The sequence below is a fragment of the Bradyrhizobium sp. 179 genome (genome assembly GCF_023073535.1).
Classification (GTDB): domain Bacteria; phylum Pseudomonadota; class Alphaproteobacteria; order Rhizobiales; family Xanthobacteraceae; genus Bradyrhizobium.
This window is the reverse complement of sequence record NZ_JADPJR010000089.1, coordinates 1-17,441: the sequence shown is the minus strand read 5'-3', so window position 1 is coordinate 17,441 and position 17,441 is coordinate 1. Positions and strand designations below refer to the sequence as shown.

The window sequence follows — 17,441 nt, the reverse complement described above, 5'->3', positions numbered from 1 at the left end:
GATGGTGATAACCTGTTTCATGGAACGGTCCCTCCTTTGTGGCGTTCGAACAACGACCACGTTCTAGCACTTTGATGCTGTTGGAGCGGGCCGTTCCACTACATCAAGTTCTATCCAGTCCTGAGTTCGCTCTGGCTGGTGGATTTACCCGGATGGGCGGGAGCTAGTGCGAACCACATCGGCATAGTGCAGCGCCAGATCCCGTCGCAAGTGGTAGGTGAAGGCGAACTCCGATGGTGTTTTCCATCCGAGTTGCGAGTGGGGCGCGTATCGTTGTAGTCGGGCCGCCGATGTCCGAGTTGACCCTGGCCTGGGCCAGCGAAGTGAACAGCGTCTCGTTCAACATTCGTCTCGGAGCCGGCCATTGAGCTTTCGATGAAGACATTCTGCGTCGGCTTGCCGGGTGCGATGTAGTGCCAGGCGACTCGGCTCTGATCGGCCCATGTCAGGATAGCCTTGCTGGTCAGTTCGGTGCCGTTCTAGCTGACCACCATTTTGGGCTTGCCGCGTTCGATGATCAGCTGACCCAACTCCCGAGCCACCCGAAGGCCCGACAGCGGGGTGTCGGCCACCAACGCCAGGCACACGCGCGTGCACTCGTCGACCACGGTAAGAATGCGGAAGCGGCGGCCATCGGTAAGCTGATCCGAGACCAAGTCGAGCGACCAACGGTCATTCGACGCTATCGGCACCACCATCGGCGCCTTATCCAGAGCGTCCGCTAGCGGCCAGGACGGCGACGGACCGCCAGCTCTTCCCGTTTGAGCAGAACATGCAGGCGCCGATAGCCGAAGCGACGGCGCACCTCGGCCATCGCTCTCTTGCGTTTGCCCAGGGCCGCGTCATCCGCCCGGATTGTCCGATATCTGATGGTATGCGGCAACAGCCGATGTCTTTACACGCCCGCCGTTCGCTCATCCCTTGGAGCATCCACGAGATGCGCAACAGCATTCCGCTTCCCCGCGGGCGTCACCACTTCTTTCCCAGCAGGTCCTCCACCGCCGCATTGTCCAGCATAGCGTCGGCCAAAAACTGCTTCAGCCACGTTTTCTCGTCCTCCAGCGTCCTCAGTCGCATGGCCTCCCGAGACGTCCATCCCGCCAAACTTGGCTTTAGTTTGTAGTTACTGGCATCTCTGACGCCGTGCTTCCGACACAGATCGGCAACCGACACGCCAGCCTCGAGCTCCTTCAAAATCCCGATGATCTGCTCTGCCGTAAAGCGGCTGCGCTTCATGCTCTGGTCCTCAAGATGGGCCAGAGCGAACTTCAATCTGGATTAAGTCCAGGGGGCAGGGTCATCAGCCCCAGCTGGAATCACCAAAACGCTGATTTGTGAATTCCGAACCACTCAGCGGTCTAGCATGCTGCGAGACGCAATGCGAATGCCAAACAGGAGTGGCGCGCCAATCTGAGTCCATCGCGGCGTCAGATCGATAGTCAGGCTAAACCCCAACCCAGTCCCGAAGGGCCTCTGCAGGTGCGGCAGATGCTTAGCCGACCCCATTGTCGAGGTCTTCGTGCCACAGCGACTGCAGAGCTAAAGAAAATTCGAAGTTCGGCAATCGATGTTGGTCGTTCGCAGGCGAATATTGTCTAGGGGTACAATTGCCGCCATGAGGTACAACAGGGATGAAGGGCAGCTTGAGGCTCCGCGTTGCCGTCCGCTAGAGCATCCGCCGATCATTTTGCAGCGTATCCGGCGGCGATGAAGTAATTGCGGCACTCGGTTGGTGTGAAGCGGTCGATGCTGCGGCCGATTACATTCGAGAGGCCATCGACGGTTCTGCTCTGCAGCCTTGCGCAAGAAGGCCTTGATTTTGGTGAAGGCGTTCTCGAGCGGATTGAAGTCAGGGCTGTAGAGTGGCGGATAAAGCAATCTCGCTCCTGCAGCTTCGATTATTTGGCGGACCCCCGGCCCTTTGTGGCTGGACAGATTCTCCATGACGACGATGGCACCTGGCTTGAGGTCGGCAATGAGCACCTTCTCACACGGACTTCGAAGGTGTCACGATTGATCGGTCCATCGAGGACGAAAGCAGCAATGATGCCGGCGGAGGTAATCCCGGCGACAAAGGTCGTAGTCTTCCAATGGCCATGCGAGATCCCAACCTTCAGACGCTCGCTACGTGGACAGCGGCCGCAGCGGCGAGTCATACTAGTTGAAGCCCAGGTCTCATCGATGAAGACGAGGCGCTCGGGCCTAAGCGCGGGCTGACTGTCGAGCCAATCCTGTCGCCGCTTCACGACATCCGGCCGGTCCTAGCTCGCTTGCGTGCGCGGTCTTTCTATGCGCGTGATGCCGTGCCGCACCAGAAACCGGCGGTTGGTGCCATCGCCGAACACGAGCCCCTTTTGGACCAGGCTCCGGCGCAGTTCCTCGATCGTGATATCTGGCGTGCCTTTGAGCATCACAAGGATCGTCTCCTGATGTGCCTCGTTCCGACCGGATCGACGGTCCCCACCAAGGGCCTTCGGACGCGCATCGCCCTGCTGGCGTTCGCGCGTTCGCCATCGGCTCACACTTGCCGCGCTCAGCCCAAAGCGCTCGCCGGCTTCCCGGTGCGATGCGCCTGCCTTTACCGCAGCCAGAACCCTAACCCGAAGATCCAGCGAATGAGCCTTCGACATACCTGCCGGCCTCCAGCAGGCAGTTTGAATCAGCTTACGCCTGATTTGGGAATCTTGAGGGTTCTATGAGGTCGCGGGGCAAAGGCCAACCGCGCGCGCGATGGCGCGTGCGACCTCATAGAAGCCGGATTGAACGAAGCCGCGGAGTTGTGGCCCGATGGGGATAGTGCGGCGGGTTCGCCTGCGGCGAAGGCGCGCCTGTGATCACCGCGCGTCCGCGCGACCTTCAGCTGATGTGAGGGGTTCCATTGATCGGGCAAAAGGCGCGATCCAGTGAGAAATTTGCGGCGCTGGGATGCGTGGTCGAACGATCGGCCGGGTGTTCGATGACGAGTGCACCTACGGCGGCTTCGGACGTTGCCAACGCGAAGGTGATTATGGACGAAGTGGATGGTGCAGGCGTGGCTCATGACGTGTCACAACGAAATGGATGGTCGCGGGACGACGTCGACGCGCCGCATCGTGCCGCCGCAATGTGGGCAGGCGGGTATCTCGCATTTGGTGAGGGGATCGTCGCCGGCTTCTTGATCAGTCGGAGCGTTGCGGACGGCAAGGAGTTGACGGCAGAGGACGATTTTATCGTTGCGCCCGCCATTGGCGAGGAAGCCATAGTGGCGGATGCGATGGAAGCCGTCCGGCAGGGTGTGCAGGAGGAAGCGACGAATGAACTCACCGGCATCGAGCGTCATCACTTTGGCTTTACGAATCTGCCGATAGTCCTTCCAGGCAAAGCTCACGTTGTCGTCGGCAAGCGAGATCAGCCGACTGTTGGCGATGGGGACACGATGCGTATAGCGGCCGAGATAAGCCAGCACCTGTTCAGGCCCGCCGAATGGCGGCTTGGCGTAGACGACCCAGTCGGTCGGTCGGAGCTGAGCGAGGCGCTCGGCGAATGCGGCGGGATCGGCGAGATCGCCAAAGAAGCCCAACTGGCCAGCCGCGAAGGCAGCTTGCAGCTCTTGCAGAAACAGGCGGCGGAACAGCCTGGAGAGGACGCGCACCGGCAGGAAGAAGCCGGGCCGGCAAGCGACCCAGTGTGTGCCGTCGAGTGAAGGTCCACCACCAGGCACGACGCAGTGGATATGCGGATGGTGTTGCAGGGTTTGACCCCAAGTATGGAGGACGGCGGTCAGACCGAGCTGAGCGCCGAGATGCTTGGGGTCGGCCGCGATGGTGGTGAGCATCTCGGCCGCGCAGCGGAACAGAATGGCATAGACCTCCGCCTTGTTCTGGAAAGCAATCTCTCTGGCCGGCGCCGGCAAGGTGAAGACGACGTGGAAGTATGGCACGGGAAGGAGTTCGGCTTGTCGCTCGGCAAGCCATTGCGCGCGCGCCGAGCCCTGGCACTTCGGGCAATGCCGATTGCGACAGGAGTTGTAGGCGATCCGGGTGGCACCGCAGTCGTCGCATTGCTCGATGTGGCCGCCAAGCACAGCCGTCCGGCATGCCGTGATCGCGCCCATGACGCGCCGCTCGACGCGGCCCAGATGTCCGGCACGAGCTTGCCGAAACGCTTCGCCGTAGCGGCGGAAGATATCCGCCACTTCCAGAACCGGAGCCATCAGGTTCGCTCAGCCGGGCGGCACGACCTCCAGGCGGAGCCGGTCAAGTGGACTTGGCGTATTGCTGATGGTCTTTGTGGCGACTTGGGTATAGCGCGCCGTGCTGGCCAGACTGGCATGGCCGAGCAGCACCTGGATGATGCGTACGTCGGCCCCGTTCTCCAGCAGATGGGTCGCGAATGTGTGCCGAAGCGTATGCACTGTCACCGACTTGCTCAAGCCAGCCGCAGCAGAGGCTGAGCGACAGGCGGCGTGCAGCACATTTGGGACGAGCGGACGCTCGTCGTCGCGGCCGGGAAATAGCCATCGTTTGGGCCGAGTGAGCCGCCAATATGTCCGCAGAATCCTCAAAAGCTGCGGCGAGAGCATTACGTAACGGTCCTTGCCGCCCTTGCCGTGCTCGACCCGGATCAACATCCGTTGGCTGTCGATGTCGACAACCTTCAAGAGGGCCACTTCCGATACGCGCAAGCCTGCGGCATAGACAGTGGTCAACGCGGTACGGCTCTTGAGGCTCGGGATTGCTTCCAGGAAGCGGACGACCTCGTCGGCGCTCAGCACGACCGGCAGTTTGCGCGGTTTACGCGCATAGGCGATGCGCTCCGGAACGGTGTCATGACCAAGCGTCACACCGTAGAAGAACTGCAGTGCGCAGACGATCTGGTTCAGCGCCGGCCAAGACATCCCCGTCGCAACCAGATGAACCTGGAAGGCGCGGATATCCTCCAGGTCGAGGCGGTCGGGAGAACGACCGAAATATCGGCTCAACTTCGCTACGGCGTTGAGGTAGGATTGCTGCGTCGCCGGTGACAGATTGCGGACCGTCATGTCCTCGATCATGCGGCGGCGAAGCGGACTGATCTCAGCCATCGGAAAACCTCCTGTCTAAAGGGTTGGGCTTCGAAAACCCGCAATCCTCTCAGACAGGAGGCAATCCTTGCTATGCCTCCCTACATGCCGCGCCAGCGGCTTCGTTCAATCCCCTTCGATTCACTCAGCTCGGCGATTACTCTAGTCTGTGCGCTTGCCTCCGCCGGACGACCGGGCGGCTGAGCGGTACAACGCGCCCTCATTTTGCAGAATTTCTTCCATCTGGTGCCGATTTTCACCGTCTTTATGCGTGGGCATCCTCTTACAAATGCGAACAACAAACTAGATCATCGCGTCAGTGGGAGGAAATGTTCTGTTGTGACACGCGAGCGGCAGCCCCTGCTTTCGGCGATCAAGCGTGATCGCGAAGAAGTTCTCAATTTATCAATTGTACGAAGAGCCTGAATCGATCGCGCGCTTCCACGGAAGCTGCGCTGACAAAGGAGGAATTCATGAGCAAGCATCCGATCCGCTCCATTAGCCGCCGTCGCGCCGTCGGTTTGATAACCGCGGGGCTCGCGGCACCGTTCGTCATCCGCTCGGCGGGCGCTCAATCCACCTTGCCCGAGCAAACAACAGTCCCGGACATTCTGAAGGGCTCGGGAGAGGTCCGCGTAGCCAGCTGGGGCGGCGCAAAGCAGGAGGCGCAGCAGAAGGCTTGGTATGAGCCCTTCGAGAAGGTGACTGGCATCAAGGTCCGTGTCTTTCCCACCGCCGATATAGCAAAAGTCAGGGCAATGGTCGACACCGGCAATCTCGAATGGGACTTGATCGACATCGGCCGCGGCTCGATCCTAAGGCTCATGAAGACCGGCGATTATTTCGAGAGGATCGATTACTCACTCATCGACGACGGTGTGGGTAAAGAATTCCGCTTCGAAAATGGGGTGGAGGTAGATAGTTTTGCTGTGGTGATGGGCTACCGCACCGACGCGTTCAAAGATGGCCCGCCTAAAGGCTGGGTGGATTTCTGGGACACGAAGAAGTTCCCCGGACCTCGAGCCATGTACGGCGTCGGCGCCGGCTTCAACCCAGAGATGGAATTTGCGCTGATGGCTGCCGGAGTCCCAGCCGACAAGCTCTACCCACTTGATGTCGACAAGGCGCTGGCGAGCTACGACAAGATAAAGGAGAGCGTGGTCAAGTGGTGGGAGACCGGCGCCCAACCGCCGCAAATGCTGACTGACAATGAGGTGGTCATGACCACGGTTTGGAATGGTCGCATGGCGGCGTTGCAGGGGCAGGGAGTGGCCGCCTCGATTTGCTGGAATCAAGGACTGTTAGGGCGCGATGCCTTTGGCATTCTCAAGGGCGCCAAAAACAAGGCCAATGCCATGAAACTGTTGGCCTATACTCTCATGCCGATTCCGCAGGCGCGCTTCGCGATGTCCATTCCATATGGCAATATCAATGAAGCGGCCAACAGGTACATTCCCCCGGAGCGCTTGGCGATGCTTCCGAGTTCGCCTGACATAAAGAAGCAGCTCGTATTATACAATACTGAGTGGTGGATTGCTAATGGCGAAATGGCCCGAGCGAAGTTCAGCAAGTGGTTGTTGGGGTAGGCCGTTGCCGTCCTCAGCAAGATTCTTAAGGGCATCCCAGAGGGATTTTATGGAGCAAACGTTAGGTCCTTCGGTTCTGCCTCCGGGTGACAGTCGTGTCCGCGGTGCTTCGGTGTCGCTTACCAATGTGGAGAAGAGCTACGGAGGCGTTTCGGCGGTGGCCGGAGTGTCGCTCGACATCCGATCGGGAGAATTCCTCACTTTGTTGGGCCCAAGTGGATCCGGCAAGACCACGACGCTGATGATGATCGCGGGCTTTGAGACACCCGGCGCAGGCGACATTGCTATTGATGGGACGTCAGTACTGGGCGCGCCGCCCTATCGCCGCAACATCGGTATGGTCTTCCAAAACTATGCCCTCTTTCCGCACTTGACCGTGGCCGAGAACATTGGCTTCCCACTGAAGCAGCGTGGCGTGCCGAGGGCCGAGCGCGCCAGGCTGCTGGCTGAGGCGCTTGAGTTGGTGCAATTGCCGGGCTACGGCGGGCGCTATCCGCGCCAACTGTCGGGTGGCCAACAACAGCGCGTGGCCGTCGCGCGGGCTATTGTGTTCAAGCCTCGGCTGCTCCTTCTGGACGAGCCGCTGGGTGCCCTTGACAAGCAACTTCGCGAAAATCTGCAGATCGAGATGCGGCGACTCCATGCCGAGCTAGGTATCACTTTCGTTCTTGTCACGCACGACCAGGACGAGGCGCTCACCATGTCTGACCGCATCGCCGTTATGAATGATGGCAAGATAGCGCAGATTGGGTCTCCGGAGGATCTTTACGACCGCCCCTGCAACCGCTTTGTAGCGAGTTTCATCGGCCAGTCCAACTTCTTGCCGGCGACGGTGTGTGGCGTAGAGAACGACCTCGTCGTGGCGAAGTGCGAAGGCGTGCTAGTAAGGGCCGTAACTTCGCTGCGTCCGCAAATCGGCGCTGAGGTCACCCTGACGACGCGGCCCGAACGCTTGCGGTTCGCCGACGGGCCTGTCGAGTCGGAACCAGCCGCCAACCGCATGCCCGTCACGGTGACCGAAGCGGTGTTCGCCGGTGAGCGCTGCCGCTATCTGCTAAAGGCCGACAACGGCACCTCGATGGTGCTGAAGGAAGCTTCGAGTGCCGCGGTCCGCCGCAGAGCCGTCGGCGAGCGCATAGAGATCGCTTGGTCGGTTGTTGATACAATCCTCGTTTAGGGCGAGCTATGTCTGAAGCGATCGTTACCCCCTCCTCACCCCCTTCAGTCATGCGGAGAGAGCCGTCCACGATGAATCGCGTGCTCCCACGGATGCTTCCGTGGCTGCTCGCCGGGCCGCTGCTGGTCTACATGGCGGTGTGCTATGCGATACCCGTCGCGTCGATGCTGCTGCGCAGCCTCAACGATCCTAGATGGTCCTTGGATCACTATGCGGCCCTGCCGGGTGATATCGTCTTTCTCAAGGTCTTCTGGATCACGATCAGCACGTCGTTTGTCGCCATGGTCAGCACTCTTGTTCTGGGCTATCCGGTCGCGCTCGCGTTGTCACGCGCCCGTTCGACCGCGCCCCTTATCCTGATCGTGATTCTACTGCCGTTCTGGACCTCGGTGCTGGTGCGCACCTACGCATGGATGGTGCTGCTGGGCCGTCATGGGCTAATCAACGAAGCGCTGCTGGCACTCGGCCTACTCGACCGACCGCTGCAACTGCTCAACACAACACTGGCGACTGAGATCGCGATGACGCACATCTTGCTACCCTATATGATCCTGCCCATCGCCAATGCGCTGCGGCAAATTGACCCCTCGTTGGCCCGCGCCGCCTCAGGCCTGGGCGCCACGCCTTGGGGCACCTTCCGCCAAGTCATATTGCCCTTGTCGATGCCCGGCGTGGCGGCCGGCGCACTGCTTGTCTTTGTGCTGGCGCTCGGGTTCTACATCACGCCCGCCATGGTGGGTGGCTCGCGTGACGTCACGCTGTCAATGTTGATCGCCCAGCAGGTCGATCAACTCAACTGGGGATATGCCGCCACTCTTTCAGCTGTACTGCTGGCGACTGCCATCGGCCTGATCGGCATTGCGCAACTCATACCTGGCGTGGGCAATGCTTTCAGGATGACCAAGTGATGAGTTCTATCCGCCTCCTGCCGATCACGATTGTTGGACTGATTCTTCTGTTCCTCGCGCTCCCGATCGTTGTGGTATTCGTGCTCTCCTTCTCTTCTGCGCCGTATCTCACGTTTCCGCCACCCGCCTTCGGCTTGAGATGGTATGAGGCTTACTTCGGCAATGCCGATTGGTTGTATGCAACTTGGCTTAGTGTCTGGGTGGCCGCAGCAGTCGTGGTGCTTTCGACAACGCTCGGCACGTTGGCTGCGATCGGAATCGCCCGCTTGCCACGCGCTATACGCACGATCGCGACGGGCCTGCTTCTTTCGCCGATGATCGTACCGGGAATCGTCGTCGCGATCGGCATCTACTATTCCTTTTCGCGCTATGGCATGGTTGGCACGCCCTTGGCGATCGTCTTGGCGCACACCTGCCTTGCGGTGCCGTTTGTTGTGACCAGCGTGAGCGCGAGCCTCGCCGGAATCGATCCAAGGCTTGAGCAAGCGGCTTTGAGCCTCGGCGCGACGCCAGGCGGCACGTTGCGGCAAATAACCTTGCCGTTGATCCGGCCGGGAGTGCTTGTCGGCGCGCTGTTCGCGTTCATCACCTCGTTCGACGAGGTTATCGTAGCACTTTTTCTATCTGGATCGGGCGCGGTCACCTTGCCGCGACGCATGTGGGACGATCTCCGCTTCCAGATTGAGCCCACGATCGCGGCGGTGTCGACGCTCACGGTTATCCTGACCGCATTGCTGCTCGCCGCCGCGCATTTCTTGCGCAAGCGCACCGGCAACGGAGAACAAACAACAATCACTAACTGCAGCCGGAAGGGAGCCGACTCAGCGGAATGGCTCCCTCACGGCAAGGTGCCAAGCACGGCAGCTGCCGCGTGGTATCCATCAGATAGGACTGCATGTTCGGGCGGATAGAGTCCAGAACTGTGCGTATGACCGGATGTCCGCCCAGGCTGTGTCGGACGTCACACATAATCTAACTTCCGGCCTAAGATCCATTGCCCCTTGTTTGCTCTGCACGCTGGCTTTGTCAGCTTAGTAAGCTGTCGAGTTGCGACGGCCGGCGGTCATCGGTTCTCCCGATCTGCGGGGAAGCTCGTGTCGCTGTCGGGCTCAGGCGCATCGTCTCCTCGTTTTTTCAGACGAAGCGCAGAATTTCTGCTTTGCCAGGGCTATATTGGTTAACCTCAGATCCGGAACTCCGGTAGTTTCTCGAATGAAACTTATCGCTTGTTCGGCTTGGTATCGGCAGCGAGGTTAGGCTGATCTTCGAGGTGTCATCTGTGAACGACACGTGCATCCCCATCGATTTTGGCGCCAGCCCCAGAGCCTCGGTACGATCATGCGGCGCTCTCACCGAGGTCGCAGCGAGCGCCGACCAGAGCGTTGTTCTTGGGTCGAGTTCTCGACATTGATCGCTGTCAATGTGCGGGTGGGGTTCGAGGCGTAATCTGTCTCCCGGCCGGCTGGCGACAAAGGCCAAAACCGTCCACCGGGTAGAGTTTCTTGAAGATCGAGGTGCAGGTGTTGAGTCTAGCGGAATTGCGCGAACAGCTCGCGCTCAAAGCATGTCGCTGATAGGAGAAAGACCATTTCATGACTAGCAATTCACGTAACGAACAATCATCCTTTGCGGGCGGGTGGTCGCTTAAGGGGCGAGTGGCGCTCGTGACTGGAGCAGCAGGCGGACTTGGGAAAGCCATCGTGGCCGACCTGCGCGAACGCGGCGCGGATGTTTATGGTGTCGATATCGTGGGGGATGGCGTATTTCATGCGGATCTATCCACCACAGCCGGGAATCGAGACATGGTCGCCCATGTACTTGCGATCGCCGGTCGCCTCGACATCCTTGTGTTGAACGCTGGAGTGCAGGTCGTTTCACCGCTCGATGAGTTTCCAGATACCGAATGGGAGCGCCAGCGAGCTGTTATGCTGGATGGCCCGTTCGTCGCTCTGAAGGCGGCGTGGCGTGCCTTAACCAACGCGCCCGGTGGTCGCGTCGTGGTGACGGCATCATCGTGCAGCTGGGGGGGCGCCCGCCGAAAGGCAGGGTACGTTGCCTCGAAGCACGGCGTTCTTGGCCTAGTCCGAACTGCCGCTTTGGAAGGCGCTGCGTATGGTCTTACCGCCAACGCCGTCTCGCCGGGATGGATGGATACCGGCATGATGCGCGGTCAGCTAGAGGCTCAGGCGGCAAATCGAGGCATAAGTGTTGATGAAGTCATAGCAAGCTATCGTAAGGCGCAACCAGGTGAACGCTTTGTCGACGTTCGCGAGGTTGCTGCGGCGGTCGGGTTCCTCGCAAGCCCTTGCGCTTCCGCGGTAAACGGCACATGCATCCCTGTTGATCTCGGTGCAAGCGCCGCAGCCACGTGACAATCACTCGGGAGTAAAAGGTGTGTCTGAGATCCAGGTGCGAACCGTCGGCCTGCTGGGCGGCGGGGCGATCGGCGGCGGGTGGGCCGCCCGCTTTCTTCTAAACGGAGTGAGCGTGCGACTGTATGACCAAGATCCTGGTGCAGTCGAACGCGTGCAGCAGCAGGTTGACAATGCGCGGCGGGCATATCAACTGTTGACGCCGGTGGCGCTCCCCGCCGAAGGGGTGCTGCAGGTGGTGGTATCGGTCGAAGACGCTGTGCACGGCGTAGAACTCGTGCAGGAGTCAGCGCCGGAGCGCCTCGAACTCAAGCAGCGGCTTCTCGCGGCCGCCAGCCGGGCGGCGCCGAGGGAGACCCTGATTTGCTCCTCGACCTCGGGCCTGCGGCCGTCATTGCTGCAGGCGCAGATGGTCCATCCCGAGCGCCTGCTCGTCGCTCACCCGTTCTACCCGGTGTATCTGTTGCCGTTGGTCGAGCTGTGCGCCGGACAGGGCACAGTTCCCGAGGCTCTGGTTCGGGCTGCGGAAATCTATCGACAATTGGGGATGCACCCGCTCGTCGTCCGCAGGGAGGTGGACGGGTTCATCGCAAACCGGCTGCAAGAGGCGATGTGGCGTGAGGCGCTCTGGCTTGTGCACGACGACGTAGCCACCGTGGAGGAGGTTGATGACGCGATCCGCTACTCGTTCGGGCTACGTCGAGCGTTCTCGGGCCCTTTCCGCATTGCGGGGGGCGGCGCCGGCATGCGCCGCTTCATGCAACAATGGGGGCCCATGCTGAAGTGGCCATGGTCCAAGCTCACCGAAGTGCCAGAGTTGACGGACGCATTCCTGGAGAAACTCGCCGAGCAGTCAGATGCGCGAGGCGAAAACCTGAGCAATCTTGAACTCGAGCAGAAGCGCGACGACTGCTACGTGGCCATTTTACAAGGGCTGCGCTCACAGCATTACGGCGCTGGGGAAACTCTTGCGCGATGGGAACAGAAACTGCGCGAGTTCACCGCACCAAGCTAAGAGCGGTTCGACTCGCTACGGTCTCAAGGCCGCAGATGCCGTCTGACGGATCGATTGTACCGACACCTGTATATCTCGACCACGTTCAAAACTTGGCTCTGATCCGCTTTCGGGGAGAATCGGTGCCATGCGGTAAGCACTCCTCCGCTCCAGTTGCCGTGTCGGTTTGTTGTAGAGAGTACGTAGGAAGCTGGTAAGGCCGTTTTTTCGGTCCGGCGTCCGTATGTTGGTCTGCGTCTATTGTGCGGAACGGTTTCGCGACGTGCCCACAGTTGGTATCGAGGGTGCGATAGTCATAGTCATCGGACGCGGCGTCGTGTTGGGCGACCAAATCGTCACCGAGCGCTTCGCCGAAGAGGGCTGCCTTTGTCGGCGCGAGGCACGGCGAGGCTGGACTCTATCATTCATCATCCCGCTCTCGCGCTGGGCGATCGACTGGCAGCAGGCTTGCAGGAAGTTGGGTTGATGCCGCCGGTGAACAAAGGCAAGCTTGATCCGACGCTGTAGCCGCCGCTCAGCCGACCCGCGCACGTCCCTCGGCATTGATGATTGGGCCGGAGACGACACGATCACCGGTGCGCCAGCAGCTGCAAGCTGAAGGCGTCGGATTGTCACGTTGTGAGCCGCGGCTGCCGAAGCCTGACTCGCTGCGCATCCGACGATCGCAATCATCGATCAACTGAGGAGATCGCAGCGGGGATGTATACCGTGGCTTTCATAACGTGTCCAAGACATACAACTGTACTCGCGACCGCCAACTTTGCTGGCGGGCGAACATACTAGATCCGAAAGCAGGATCGGCTCGATGGCGTAAATCGTCGTGATTTCCAATTGCACGCGCAATTCCCGCGAACCGGGAATTAAATCGAGGAAATCCGACGTGAGGGTGTGGCTATGGTGAGTCTAATCAAAGGGTGAAGATGCTATCGTTGAGCACAACTGCTCCTGGAGTGCTAAAAATTGCAGGTGGCTTCTGGACAAAATCGCCCATGGCGCGGGCTAGCTTGCCATTAAACGAGTGTTTTCCTGTGAGCACCGAAACCGTCAAGGAACGTTGGGTTGATGTGACCACGCGCGGCGATCGCAAGTGCGGACCGGTCTACGTTGCAGTTGCCCTGCGGCCGGTATTAGGAGGCGCTTCAGTTGTCAACTCGAACTGCGGTTTCGCTATCCGGCACCGGTCGGCGGTCTGCCGCCGCCTTCACACAGGCTTGGCAGCGGCAGCAACCAGCCGTCGATGTCCAGCTGCGATCAAAGGGCCGATGCGACTTCTACGTTTCGACGCTGAGTTCTCAGGCGGCGCGTGGCTCTTTCGGGGGCTAATCGACGCCCTGGATATCAACGCCGCCCCAGCGACATTCGGCCAATCGCGCAGAACTGCACCTCAACTCAGGCGTGGCCACACGGACTATCCAACTGTTTCACCCCAAAGTCGCGCCGAGGCTCCTGACAGCGCAGCGCGGTCAACCCTAGACCCCGCCGCGGCATGTCCGCTACGCGGCGACTTTCATGGTAGGAGCGCGGACCTGATGAGCGGGCACTCCAAATGCTGATCGCCGCATCGCGCTCGAAGTACTATTTCTCAACTAGTTTGGGGCAGGCCCCAACGGTATCAACAGAGGAGTTCTTGATGTCGAGAAAAGTCATTGTCACGTGTGCAGTCACAGGTGGCGGCTCAGCGGTCCTCGCGAAGCATCCAAATATTCCCAAGACGCCGTCACAAATTGCAGAGGCGGCGCTGGAAGCAGCGAAGGAAGGAGCTGCGATCGTCCACATTCACGTACGAGAACCCGAAACAGGAGCTCCTTCGAACCGATACGAACTCTATGAACAAGTTGTCAGAACAATCCGGGACGCGGCCACTGATGTCATCATCAATTTGACATGCGGAATGGACGCGAACCTGACGCTCGATTCCCTTAACCCGATCACTATCGGCAAAGCGACGACGCTGAAGAGTCCTCTGGAGCGTTGTATTCACGCAATCAAACTTCAGCCTGAGCTTGCCACTTTGGATTGCTGCACGTACAGCGCCGGAGAAAGCATTTATGTTGCGCGCATGTCCGATCTACGAGAGATGGCGACGCTTATGCGAGATGCCGGCGTCAAGCCCGAACTCGAATGCTTCGAGCTAGGCCACATTGAAATCGCCAAGAAGCTTATATCGGAAGGCAAGATTGACGCCCCTCCGCTCTTTCAAATCTGCCTCAGCACTGGGTATGGGGCTCCGGCCGTCCCGATTGTTATGCAGGCGATGAGAGATATTTTGCCCTCAGAGGCCATCTGGGCTGGATTCGGCTGCAGTGCTGACGAAATGGCCGTGGTCGCACAATTGGTGGCATTGGGTGGGCATGTCCGAGTTGGATTGGAAGACAACATCTATCTAAGACGTGGCGTTCTGGCATCCAACGCGCAACTCGTCGAGAATGCGGTTGGAATCATCGAGCGTATGGGCGCAAGCGTCGCTACACCGGCCGAGGCCCGGGAAATTCTCGGCCTTGCGAAGCGCGAATAGTATTCCAACCCGCTGACTGAAGATTTAGAACTCAGTCGGAGACAACCTTGATCAGTCCGGCTTTCTACGCGCTCCGGATGAAACAATCATCCGGAGCGGTCGAGCTTTTGGGGCCGAAAGTCGCCTCCATTTCTCGGCATCGGCATTCCGACGCTGATCTCGAAGTACATTCCCGACGGCATGGACGTCAGCCTCCAAAGCGAGAACGGCATGCTCGGCATGGGTCCGTTCCCCTATGAGGGCGAGGAAGACCCCGACCTCATCAACGCCGGCAAGCAAACCGTGAGCGAACTGCCCTCGACCTCGTATTTCTCGAGCTCGGATTCCTTCGGCATGATCCGCGGCGGCCACATGGATCTGTCGATCCTCGGCGCCATGCAGGTGGCCCAGAACGGCGACCTCGCCAACTGGATGATCCCCGGCAAGATGGTCAAGGGCATGCGCGGCGCGATGGACCTCGTCGCCGGCGTCAAGCGAGTCGCCGTGGTCATGGAGCATTCCGCCAAGGACGGCTCAAAACTCCTGAAGAAGTGCGATCTGCCGCTGCTCAGTCGTCATTGTGGGTAGCGGTATCATGGGTCGCAGTCTGGCCTACCATCGGACTCTTCGCGGTTGGACCGATGTCGTACCGCTTGAACGCAAGCAACTCACCTCCGGAACGACATGGCATGCCGCCGGTTTGGTTGGTCAGTTAGGGGCAACCCACAATCTGACGCGGTTGGCCCAATATACGATGGAGCTCTATGGGCAACTCCAACGAGAGTCGGGTCAAAACACTGGCTACCGCCAGATGGGGTCGTTGGCAATTGCGACCCGGCTACCACGCGATGAATTCTTGGATGGAGAAGGATATCGGCACTGGGGCCACGACATCACCGACGAAGATACCTCGCTGGAGGCCGGACTCGGGTTCGCCGTCGCTTGCTCCAAGCCGCAAGAGGGAGTGGTGAACCCGTAAGACGTCTTGCTCGATGATCGGTCCCTCATCTAGGTCCGCCGTGACAGGTTCGCGCTCCGCGCTTCACTTGAACTAGACTGGGCCGACGGACGTCCATGAAGCCCAATGGCTTTCTATCGAACGCGGCCGAACGCCCTGAAAGCCAGTAGCACTGTGCAGTCGCATGCCCGATTTGTGCAGCCGCGAACAGGTTATGGCTGCAAGCGACCGAAGGCCGATCGAGGGGCTGGAACTTCGTCGGCGTCTCGCCGAATTAGTGACGAGCTTCCTCGAGTGCCTGCGCGCTCTCCGCTAACAATTGCGCGGCAAGGCCGAAGCGTGAACAAATTCTGTGGAATCGGTGCAACGACGCAGAATTCAGATAGTAGCGGCGCCACAAACAATTTCAAATTTGCTTTTCGTTAGATTTTCGCAGGATGGTGGAGCTACAGTTGGTGACGCGAATCCCAGGCGCTTCGCCGACTTCACGAACGAGCGCATTTCCTGGTTCTTTGAATCGGTGTGTACAGATTTTCGCTCTGATTCAGCAGGAGAGGGGTCTTGGCCGAACAGAATTGGTGGAGGCATCATTAATGCAAAGCCATGAAGGTAACCCGTCGCTTGAAAGCCCCCCCTTCACCATTGTCATCAACCTCCCTAACGCCGAAGCTTGTGCGCGAGTGTTGGGTAAACGTTTTCCGCAAGTCCGATTCATTGTGGCGCCGGATTTTGGTCGGCTGGAGCGATACATAGGTGAGGCGCACGGGTTGGTTGCTTTTCATTTCCCAGTTGAATTGTTCGACCGGGCAACGAAACTGCGTTGGTTCCAATCCCTTAGCGCTGGTGTTGATTCGATGTTACCGATCCGTGACAGGGCGGGTGATATAATCGTGACCAATGTTCGTGGTATGCATGGCGGCTTAATCGCCGATTACGTGATGGCCGGCGTGACGATCCTGAATTGGGACTTCCGCAAACTTCTGCGCGAGCAAGCAGAGCGCAAATGGAACTTTCGATCTCTAACGCCCTTGGCTGACAAAACGCTTGGCGTTGTCGGGTTGGGTTCGATCGGGACGACTATCGCTCGGCGCGCGAAGAGCGCGGGGATGACCGTTTTGGGTACGAAACGGGATATTTCAGTTCCGGTCGAAGGTATAGACAGCTTGTTCGGCTCCGATGAGCTGAAGGATTTACTACCGCTCTGCGATTTCGTGGTTCTGGCCGTGCCGGCTACGCCGGAGACAGCCGGTCTCATCGGCGCCGATGAGATCGCATGCATGCGACGCGATGCATTCTTGATCAACATCGCTCGGGGCAGCGTCGTCGTGGAGTCCGAATTGATCGAGGCCCTGCAGGCGGGCAGACTTGCGGGTGCGATGCTCGACGTGTTCCAGCGCGAGCCGCTGCCGCAGGACAGCCCGCTGTGGGGAATGGCGAACGTGATTGTAACGCCCCATATTTCGGGAATCGTCACACACTATGTCGAGCGAGCATTTGAAATCGTTGCGGAGAACATCGAACGCTACCTCAAAGGACTGCCGCTGACGAATGTGATTGATCTGCAACGCGGCTATTGAGCGCTTGACGCGAGCACCGCGAAGATGCGCGGCTGCTTGTCCGAAAGATGCCAAGCTTTGTTGGATCGATAAGGCTAACATAATGCCGGTTCTGCTGGGTGAGACGGGACCGCCTGAACGGCAGTCTGATAGTTGAGTAGTCACAGTTGGGACATCACGCCAATGCCAAGCCCGCTCTCGGCCATTGATTGAATGTTGGCGGCACAGGCAGAACGTAAGCGCTTAGCCGGAGCCCTTGGTTCGGGATCGGGATAGCTGTGCGAAGAAGCCTCCGGGTTGGACGGAGGTTTGAGATGGGATTGGACAGCAAAAA

Annotated in this window: 11 protein-coding genes and 3 pseudogenes; 10 read left to right on the top strand and 4 right to left on the bottom strand. The window is 59.4% G+C overall.

The genetic code is table 11. The annotated features are described in order from the left end of the window. Window positions 1-110 precede the first annotated feature (110 nt). From IVB12_RS21655 to IVB12_RS21640, 4 genes and pseudogenes are all read right to left on the bottom strand, one after another. A pseudogene (locus IVB12_RS21655) lies at window positions 111-1,236 on the bottom strand (integrase core domain-containing protein). Window positions 1,237-1,682: 446 nt separating this feature from the next. After that, a pseudogene (locus tag IVB12_RS21650) lies at window positions 1,683-2,630 on the bottom strand (IS630 family transposase). Between the two features lie 416 nt (window positions 2,631-3,046). Continuing rightward, entirely contained in the window at window positions 3,047-4,195 is a 1,149-nt protein-coding gene (locus IVB12_RS21645) for an IS91 family transposase (RefSeq protein ID WP_346658514.1), read from the bottom strand. 6 nt (window positions 4,196-4,201) lie between these two features. Further along, entirely contained in the window at window positions 4,202-5,062 is an 861-nt protein-coding gene (locus IVB12_RS21640) for a site-specific integrase (protein ID WP_247301651.1), read from the bottom strand. A 452-nt stretch (window positions 5,063-5,514) separates the two neighbouring features. Here IVB12_RS21640 and IVB12_RS21635 point away from each other — a divergent pair, with 452 nt between their 5' ends. The 10 genes and pseudogenes from IVB12_RS21635 (at window position 5,515) to IVB12_RS21590 (ending at window position 17,128) form a co-directional block, all read left to right on the top strand. Continuing rightward, window positions 5,515-6,627, top strand: coding sequence for an ABC transporter substrate-binding protein (locus IVB12_RS21635; RefSeq protein ID WP_247301650.1), 1,113 nt, complete (start codon window positions 5,515-5,517; stop codon window positions 6,625-6,627). 166 nt (window positions 6,628-6,793) lie between these two features. Continuing rightward, the gene (locus IVB12_RS21630; protein ID WP_247301649.1) at window positions 6,794-7,804 is read left to right on the top strand and encodes an ABC transporter ATP-binding protein; all 1,011 of its coding nucleotides are present in this window, start codon (window positions 6,794-6,796) and stop codon (window positions 7,802-7,804) included. Between the two features lie 71 nt (window positions 7,805-7,875). Beyond that, window positions 7,876-8,712: an ABC transporter permease gene (locus IVB12_RS21625; protein ID WP_247301648.1), complete on the top strand. Its 837-nt coding sequence runs from the start codon at window positions 7,876-7,878 to the stop codon at window positions 8,710-8,712. Continuing rightward, complete coding sequence (locus IVB12_RS21620; RefSeq protein WP_247301647.1) at window positions 8,712-9,623, top strand: ABC transporter permease; 912 nt, start codon at window positions 8,712-8,714, stop codon at window positions 9,621-9,623. The genes IVB12_RS21625 and IVB12_RS21620 overlap by 1 nt, the downstream gene beginning before the upstream one ends. 681 nt (window positions 9,624-10,304) lie before the next feature. Continuing rightward, entirely contained in the window at window positions 10,305-11,084 is a 780-nt protein-coding gene (locus tag IVB12_RS21615; protein WP_249817358.1) for an SDR family oxidoreductase, read from the top strand. Between the two features lie 22 nt (window positions 11,085-11,106). Next, window positions 11,107-12,099 (top strand): 3-hydroxyacyl-CoA dehydrogenase NAD-binding domain-containing protein, encoded by a 993-nt coding sequence (locus IVB12_RS21610; protein WP_247301645.1) that lies wholly within the window; start codon window positions 11,107-11,109, stop codon window positions 12,097-12,099. Window positions 12,100-13,729: 1,630 nt separating this feature from the next. After that, window positions 13,730-14,614 (top strand): 3-keto-5-aminohexanoate cleavage protein, encoded by an 885-nt coding sequence (locus IVB12_RS21605; protein ID WP_247301644.1) that lies wholly within the window; start codon window positions 13,730-13,732, stop codon window positions 14,612-14,614. A 138-nt stretch (window positions 14,615-14,752) separates the two neighbouring features. After that, a pseudogene (locus IVB12_RS21600) lies at window positions 14,753-15,160 on the top strand (CoA-transferase); the annotation flags it as partial. Between the two features lie 28 nt (window positions 15,161-15,188). Further along, the gene (locus IVB12_RS21595; protein ID WP_247301643.1) at window positions 15,189-15,572 is read left to right on the top strand and encodes an FAD-dependent oxidoreductase; all 384 of its coding nucleotides are present in this window, start codon (window positions 15,189-15,191) and stop codon (window positions 15,570-15,572) included. A gap of 572 nt (window positions 15,573-16,144) precedes the next feature. Beyond that, window positions 16,145-17,128: a D-2-hydroxyacid dehydrogenase gene (locus IVB12_RS21590; RefSeq protein ID WP_247301642.1), complete on the top strand. Its 984-nt coding sequence runs from the start codon at window positions 16,145-16,147 to the stop codon at window positions 17,126-17,128. Window positions 17,129-17,441: the final 313 nt, after the last annotated feature.